The sequence below is a fragment of the Buchnera aphidicola (Pemphigus obesinymphae) genome, from assembly GCF_026122815.1.
Taxonomy (GTDB): domain Bacteria; phylum Pseudomonadota; class Gammaproteobacteria; order Enterobacterales; family Enterobacteriaceae; genus Buchnera_C; species Buchnera_C aphidicola_BJ.
Map to the genome: position 1 here is coordinate 1 of NZ_JAIWQW010000120.1, position 306 is coordinate 306.

Sequence of the window (306 nt, forward strand, 5' to 3'; positions counted from 1 at the left end):
GGTGCTTTTACTGCAGCTTCTTTTACTATACCTCTCATAGAATTTACTACTAAAGTAGCTAAAGCTTCCCCTTCTAAATCTTCTGAAATAATTAATAAATGTTTACTAGATTTTGCAACAGCTTCTAATAATGGCAGTAATTCTCGAATATTAGATATTTTTTTATCCGCAATTAAAATATAAGGATTTTATAATTCTACAATACCCGTTTCTGGTTTATTAATAAAATAAGGAGATAAATAACCTCTATCAAATTGCATACCTTTTACAACTTCTAATTCATGCTCTAAACCTGTTCCTTCTTCA

At 28.8% G+C, this 306-nt stretch carries 1 pseudogene; it reads right to left on the bottom strand.

Annotation, left to right across the window (positions count from 1 at the left end):
* Window positions 1–306: pseudogene (groEL, locus tag LDP10_RS03390) on the bottom strand (chaperonin GroEL); the annotation flags it as partial.